The 5,257-nt window shown below is 70.2% G+C and carries 7 protein-coding genes; 3 read left to right on the forward strand and 4 right to left on the reverse strand.

Annotation, left to right across the window (positions count from 1 at the left end):
* The first annotated feature begins 34 nt into the window (after window positions 1-34).
* Window positions 35-457 carry a copper chaperone PCu(A)C gene (locus C6P64_RS05755; protein WP_170073049.1) on the forward strand — a complete coding sequence of 141 codons (423 nt, stop codon included), beginning with the start codon at window positions 35-37 and terminating at the stop codon, window positions 455-457.
* 57 nt (window positions 458-514) lie between these two features.
* Here the strand turns inward: C6P64_RS05755 and C6P64_RS05760 are convergent, their stop codons facing one another.
* From C6P64_RS05760 to C6P64_RS05775, 4 genes are read right to left on the reverse strand one after another with little or no spacing between them, the layout of a single operon-like run.
* On the reverse strand, window positions 515-1,141 hold the full coding sequence (locus C6P64_RS05760) for a DUF3299 domain-containing protein (protein WP_105747645.1): 627 nt from the start codon (window positions 1,139-1,141) through the stop codon (window positions 515-517).
* A gap of 11 nt (window positions 1,142-1,152) precedes the next feature.
* Window positions 1,153-2,415 carry an ABC transporter permease gene (locus tag C6P64_RS05765; protein ID WP_105747646.1) on the reverse strand — a complete coding sequence of 421 codons (1,263 nt, stop codon included), beginning with the start codon at window positions 2,413-2,415 and terminating at the stop codon, window positions 1,153-1,155.
* Entirely contained in the window at window positions 2,412-3,137 is a 726-nt protein-coding gene (locus C6P64_RS05770) for an ATP-binding cassette domain-containing protein (RefSeq protein WP_245911638.1), read from the reverse strand. The genes C6P64_RS05765 and C6P64_RS05770 overlap by 4 nt, the downstream gene beginning before the upstream one ends.
* Window positions 3,134-3,730 carry a DUF2796 domain-containing protein gene (locus tag C6P64_RS05775; RefSeq protein WP_105747647.1) on the reverse strand — a complete coding sequence of 199 codons (597 nt, stop codon included), beginning with the start codon at window positions 3,728-3,730 and terminating at the stop codon, window positions 3,134-3,136. The genes C6P64_RS05770 and C6P64_RS05775 overlap by 4 nt, the downstream gene beginning before the upstream one ends.
* 181 nt (window positions 3,731-3,911) lie before the next feature.
* Here C6P64_RS05775 and C6P64_RS05780 point away from each other — a divergent pair, with 181 nt between their 5' ends.
* Together C6P64_RS05780 and C6P64_RS05785 are read left to right on the forward strand one after the other, a co-directional pair.
* Window positions 3,912-4,508 (forward strand): HupE/UreJ family protein, encoded by a 597-nt coding sequence (locus C6P64_RS05780; protein ID WP_211296800.1) that lies wholly within the window; start codon window positions 3,912-3,914, stop codon window positions 4,506-4,508.
* 77 nt (window positions 4,509-4,585) lie between these two features.
* Window positions 4,586-5,146 carry a hypothetical protein gene (locus C6P64_RS05785; protein ID WP_146115863.1) on the forward strand — a complete coding sequence of 187 codons (561 nt, stop codon included), beginning with the start codon at window positions 4,586-4,588 and terminating at the stop codon, window positions 5,144-5,146.
* The last annotated feature ends 111 nt before the right edge of the window (window positions 5,147-5,257 follow it).

The following is a 5,257-nucleotide window of genomic DNA, read 5'->3' on the forward strand; positions in this document are numbered from 1 at the left end:
TGGGGGGCTGAATAGTTACCACCAGGACATGTCCATGAAACTCAAACCATCGATCCTTGCCGGCCTGCTGGCCTGCTCCGCCTGCGCCGGTCCGGCGGTAGCGCATGAATACTTTGCGCCCAACTTCATCCTGTTCCACCCCTGGGCCGTGGCCAGCGAGGAGGGGCAGGCCGACGTGCCGGTCTACTTCACCACGCGCGAGGTCGAGGAGGGCGACCGCCTGCTGCGCGCCTACTCGCCGATCGCCGAGTCGGTGGCCTTCGTCTCGGCCGACTCCCAGGCGCTGGACGGGCTCGAGCTCAAGTCCGGCGGTGGCGAGCAGTTCTTCTCGAGCGAATCCCATCTGCTGCTCAAGGGCCGCAAGCAGGACCTGCACTGGGGGCGCAACTACCCGCTGGTGCTGGTGTTCGAGAAGGCCGGCATGATGAACGTGTCGATCTCGGTCGGCACGCCCTGAACCCGGCCTGAATTCGGCGCGAGCCCGACATAAATCCGGAGCCGTCGGGCGAGCGCCTCAGGAGCGCCGTTTCCTGGCCTGGAACGGGGCGACCGAGTCGCCGCTCAGCGTGTAGCCCGAGGCGCCCTGTTCGGTCTTCGAGTGCTGGACCCGGATCAGTCCGGTCACTGCCACGCTGTCCATCAGCTTGATCTCCTTCGCGGGCGTGGCCAGCTTGACATGCACGATCTGGTTGGCCGGTGGCGGCGGCGTGTGGATGCAGGCGCCGTAATAGGGCACCAGCAGGAATTCCCGCAGCGCGCCCTGGCTGCCGTCGAGCGGCACCACGAAGCCGGTCATGCGCACGCGCTGGCGGTCGAGCGACTGCTCGACCGGCGCCTGTTCCCAGGCCTGCTGCAGGCGCTTGAGCGCTTCCACCGCGCGCGGGTCGGCATCGCTCATGGCGGAAAAGTCCAGCCCCTCGAAGGCCTGGGCCGGGTTCCAGTTCCTGGGCATCAGGGCATTCCAGCCCAGGCTGCGATAGCCCTCCGACTCGCTGCCGGCAGCGGCTTCGGGCAGCCGTTCGCCGAGCTGGTAGCGCGGCTGGGCTTGCGCCTGGGCCGTGCCGGTCGGAACCAGCAGGCCGCTCAGGCTCAGCAGGCCGCCCAGCAGGAGCGGGCGGGCATGGGTCAGCAGAGGGGTCATGGTGATGGATTTCAGAGTCTGGGCATCAGCCCGTCCGACAAGGTCAGCCTGGCGGCGCGCCAGGCCGGCAGCAGGGAAGCGCACAGCCCGGCCAGCAGCACGCCGGCCAGCAGCTTGAGCTCGCGCGCTGGCGTGCCCCAGGCCGGCAGCGTCAGCCCGAGCTCGGACTGGGTCCAGCCGGCCGCCGCCTGGGCCGCCAGTCCCAGCAGGCCATAGCCCAGCAGCGCGCCCGCCAGCGAGAGCAGCAGGCCTTCGAGCGCCAGCAGCGCGACGATATGGCGCCGGCCGGCGCCCACCGAACGCAGGATGGCGAGTTCGCGCCGGCGTTCGCCCAGGCCGGCCCAGACGATGGCGACCATGGTGCTCAGGCCCATCGCGAGCACCAGCAGCGAGACGCCCGCCAGCGTCTGCTCCACCACGCCCAGCAGGTTCCAGAGCTGGTCCAGCGCCACGCCGGGCAGCACGGCCTGCAAGGCCTCGCCGGGATACTGGTGCAGCGCGCGCTGCAGCCGGAACACCCCGGCGCGGTTCTCGAGCCCGACCAGCGCGGCGGTGACGCGCTTGGGCTCGAGGTCGAACTTCTGCACGAACCGGGCCGGGATGCTGAGGCCGGGCAGCGGCGCGCCGCCCTGCCAGCCCAGGTGGATGGCCTCGAGTGCCTGCAGGCTCACATGCAGGGTCCGGTCGACCGGGGTGCCGGTGCGTGCCAGCACGCCGACCACCTCGAAGGGCAGGTCCTCGTGGCTGGCCAGGGCCTCAGTCCCCTGGCCGTGGCTCAGGGCCAGCCTGTCGCCCAGCTTGTAGCCGAGCTGGCGCGCCACCTCGGCGCCGATCACGACCTCGAACAGCTGCTCGAAGCGCCGGCCCGAAGCCAGCGCCAGCGGCAGCTGGTCGCCATAGCGCAGATGCTCGAAATAGTCCTGGTTGGTGCCCAGCACCGGAAAGCCCTGGTGCGAGTCGCCCAGGGTGAGCGGAATCACCCAGGCCACGGCCGGATCGTCACGCAGTCGCTGGAAGCTGCTCCAGCTCATGTCGTGGCTGGCCTCGCCGAGGCGGAACACCGAATACAGCAGCAGCTGCACCGGGCTGCCGCGCGCGCCGACGATCAGGTCGGTACCGGCAATCGACTGCGCGAAGCCCTGCCGGGCGGCCTCGCGCGCGCGCTCGACACCGAGCAGCATCGCCACGCTCAGCGACAGCGCGACCAGGGTCAGGCCCAGGGTGTGGCGCCGGTTCCAGGCGCTCTGCAGCGCCAGCCAGAGCATCGCCTTCACGAGCGGCCTCCCTGGGCCGAACGGACTGGCGGCTGCAGCTCGAGGCAGCGGTCGAAGCGGCTGGCCAGCGCGCGGTCGTGGCTCACGAACAGCAGCGCGCTGCGGGCCCACCTCGACTCCTCGGCCAGCAGCTCGAGGAAGGCCTGCTGGCTGTCGCCATCCAGCGCCGAAGTCGGCTCGTCGGCGATCAGCAGTTCCGGGCTGCCGATCAGCGCACGCGCCGCCGCCACCCGTTGCTGCTGGCCGACCGACAGCTCCATGGCCCGGCGCCGCGCCAGAGCCGGGTCCAGCCCGAGCCGCTCCAGCAGGCGCTGGGCCGAGCGCCTCGGGTCGGCATCGAGCTGGCGCGCGCGCTCGGCGCGCCGGGCGGAAAATCGGCAGGGCAGCAGCACGTTTTCCTCGACGCTCAGGTAGGGAATCAGGTTGAACTGCTGGAAGATGAAGCCGATATGGTCGCCGCGCAGCCGGTCGCGCTGCTGCCGGCCCAGGCTGACCAGATCGCGTCCGAGCAGCCGGATGCGGCCTTGCTGGGGCAGGTGCACGCCGCCGAGCAAGCCCAGCAGGCTGCTCTTGCCGCAGCCGCTCGGGCCGCAGACGAACAGCGATTCACCCGCCGTCAGGCTCAGCGCCTCGATGTCGAGCAGCGGCGCGCTGCGCGCATTCCAGCCGAAGCGCAGCGACTCGACCTGCAGCAGGCTGGCTGCTGTCTTGCTGCCGCTCACCAGCTGACCTCGGGCTGGCCGGGCGTGAGCCGGTGCAGGCCCTGGCTGCGGCCAGTGACCCGCTCGAGCTCGATCCGGCGCAGCTTGCCAAAGGCCTTGAAGGCACCGGTCTGCAGGCGGCGCAGCTGTTCGGGCCGGGCGCAGTGGTAGCGGTATTCGGCCAGCAGGTCGCCATGCGCGTCGGGAGCCGGCGAAGACTTGCCGGCCTGCTTGGCATCGGCTGGCTTGCCGGCAGCGGCGGCGGGCATTGGCTCGCGCAGCAGCTCGGTCGGCAGCGCAGCCGAGCTGATTTCCATCCCTTCGAGCCGACATTGCGCGGCCGGACTCAGCGTGAACAGGACATCGGCCTGCCGCAGGCCCTGGCCGAGCCGGCGCACGGCTTCGCCTTCGGCGGCATTGCGCGGGCTGTGCTCGAAGCCCAGCAGCGCTTCCAGCGGGCTCTCCAGGCTGAGCGTCAGCCTCGAGCCATCGAGGGCGAGCTGCAGACTGGCGTGCCCATGCACATGGGCGCCCGGTGCCGCGCGGGCGCCGTCCAGTGGCAGCAGCAGGGCGATCAGGAGGGCCAGGGGCCAGCGGCTTGGTGTCATCGGCATGTCTAGGAATCTCGGGGCGCTTGGCCGGGGTGGCGTTTCTGGCTCTCGGCCAAGGCTTGATCGCAAACCAGTTTATGGCGGCATGATTTCAGCTCGATGAAATCGCTAGCGGGCGGATTCATGCAATATTCACGCGAGCGACTTACCCTTCATGCGCTCGAAACTTTCCCCCTTGTCCGTCATGTCCACCGCCCACCTCAGAACCCTCGCGATCCTCTTGCTCTCCACCTGGCTGGCCGGCACGGCCCATGCCCATGCCGATGCAAGCAGCCTGGCGGGCGGGTTCACCAGTGGATTCCTGCATCCGGTGCTCGGCTGGGACCATGTCGTCGCGATGGTGGCCGTCGGCCTGTGGGGTGCCTTCATGGGCGAGAAGGCGGTCTGGACCCTGCCGGTGGTATTTCCTGCAGTGATGGCCGTCGGCGGTGTGCTGGGTCTGCTGGCCGTTCCGGTGCCCTTCATCGAGGAGGGCATCGCTGCCTCGGCCATCGTCATCGGCGCTATGGTTGCCGCAGCGCTCAGGCCGCCACTCTGGCTGGCCGCCGTGGTCGTTGGCGCCTTCGCGATCTTCCATGGCCATGCCCATGGCGCTGAATTGCCCGAGGCCGCCAATCCCGTCTTGTTCACGGCGGGCTTCATGGTCGCGACCGGCCTGCTGCACCTGGGCGGCATCCTGATCGGCATGGCGGTGCGCTGGCCGCTGGGGCTCAAGGCGGTGCGCCTGTGCGGTGGCTTGATCTCCTTGCTCGGCGTCGGCTTCCTGAGCGGTGCCTTGTGAGTGGCCGTTTTCTCTCGCCCCTCGCCGTGAGTCGCCTGGGTCCTGCCCGCCATCTGCTGGGTGCCGCGCTGCTTGCCATGACCTGGCCCGAAGCGGCTCGGGCCCATGGTTCCGTGGCCGGCATCGGCGAGTTCTATAACGGCATCCTGCATCCCATGATGGCGCCCGCGCATCTGCTGGGCTTGCTCGGGCTGGCACTGTGGCTGGGGCAGGGCGCCTTGCAGTCGCAGCGCCAGGCACTGATCGGCTTGCTGCTCGGACTGATCGCCGGCGCCCTGTCGGCCCGGCTTGCCGGCGATCCCGACACGGATGCCTGGCTCTATTTGCTCGCGGCGGCCGGCGCGGCGGGCGCTGCGATCGGCTCCAAGGGGCCGGCGCTGCTGCGCAGCCTGCTGGCCCTGCTGCTGGGGCTGGCAATCGGGCTCGGATCGGGCGCCCCCTCACTGTCCGGCGTGCCGCGATTCGCCGCCTTTGCCGGCGCGGTCTCGGGCGCCTGCCTGCTGCTGTCCGTCCTGGCTGTCGGCGTCGAGGAGCTGGTGGTCCGGCGCCGTCAGGTCTGGGCACTCCATGCCTGCCGCATCCTGTCGGCCTGGGTGATCGCGATCGCCCTGCTGCTGCTCGCCTACGCCTGGCGCTGAGCACTGCTGCCGCACGCGGGGAAGCCGGCATTCGGCTCGGCACTGGCGGCGGCGCAGTTGGCGCAGTCGGCGCGCCACCCGACTGACCCAGCCTAGGGCCTGTTAACGCAA

This window comes from Malikia granosa, from assembly GCF_002980595.1.
Lineage (GTDB): Bacteria > Pseudomonadota > Gammaproteobacteria > Burkholderiales > Burkholderiaceae_C > Malikia > Malikia granosa.

Bases quoted from the DNA above. Each gene is read 5' to 3' on its own strand.
- C6P64_RS05755 (WP_170073049.1), top strand. From the start codon at position 35: ATGAAACTCAAACCATCGATCCTTGCCGGCCTGCTGGCCTGCTCCGCC.
- C6P64_RS05760 (WP_105747645.1), bottom strand. From the start codon at position 1,141: ATGACCCCTCTGCTGACCCATGCCCGCCCGCTCCTGCTGGGCGGCCTG.
- C6P64_RS05775 (WP_105747647.1), bottom strand. From the start codon at position 3,730: ATGCCGATGACACCAAGCCGCTGGCCCCTGGCCCTCCTGATCGCCCTG.
- C6P64_RS05780 (WP_211296800.1), top strand. From the start codon at position 3,912: ATGTCCACCGCCCACCTCAGAACCCTCGCGATCCTCTTGCTCTCCACC.
- C6P64_RS05785 (WP_146115863.1), top strand. From the start codon at position 4,586: ATGACCTGGCCCGAAGCGGCTCGGGCCCATGGTTCCGTGGCCGGCATC.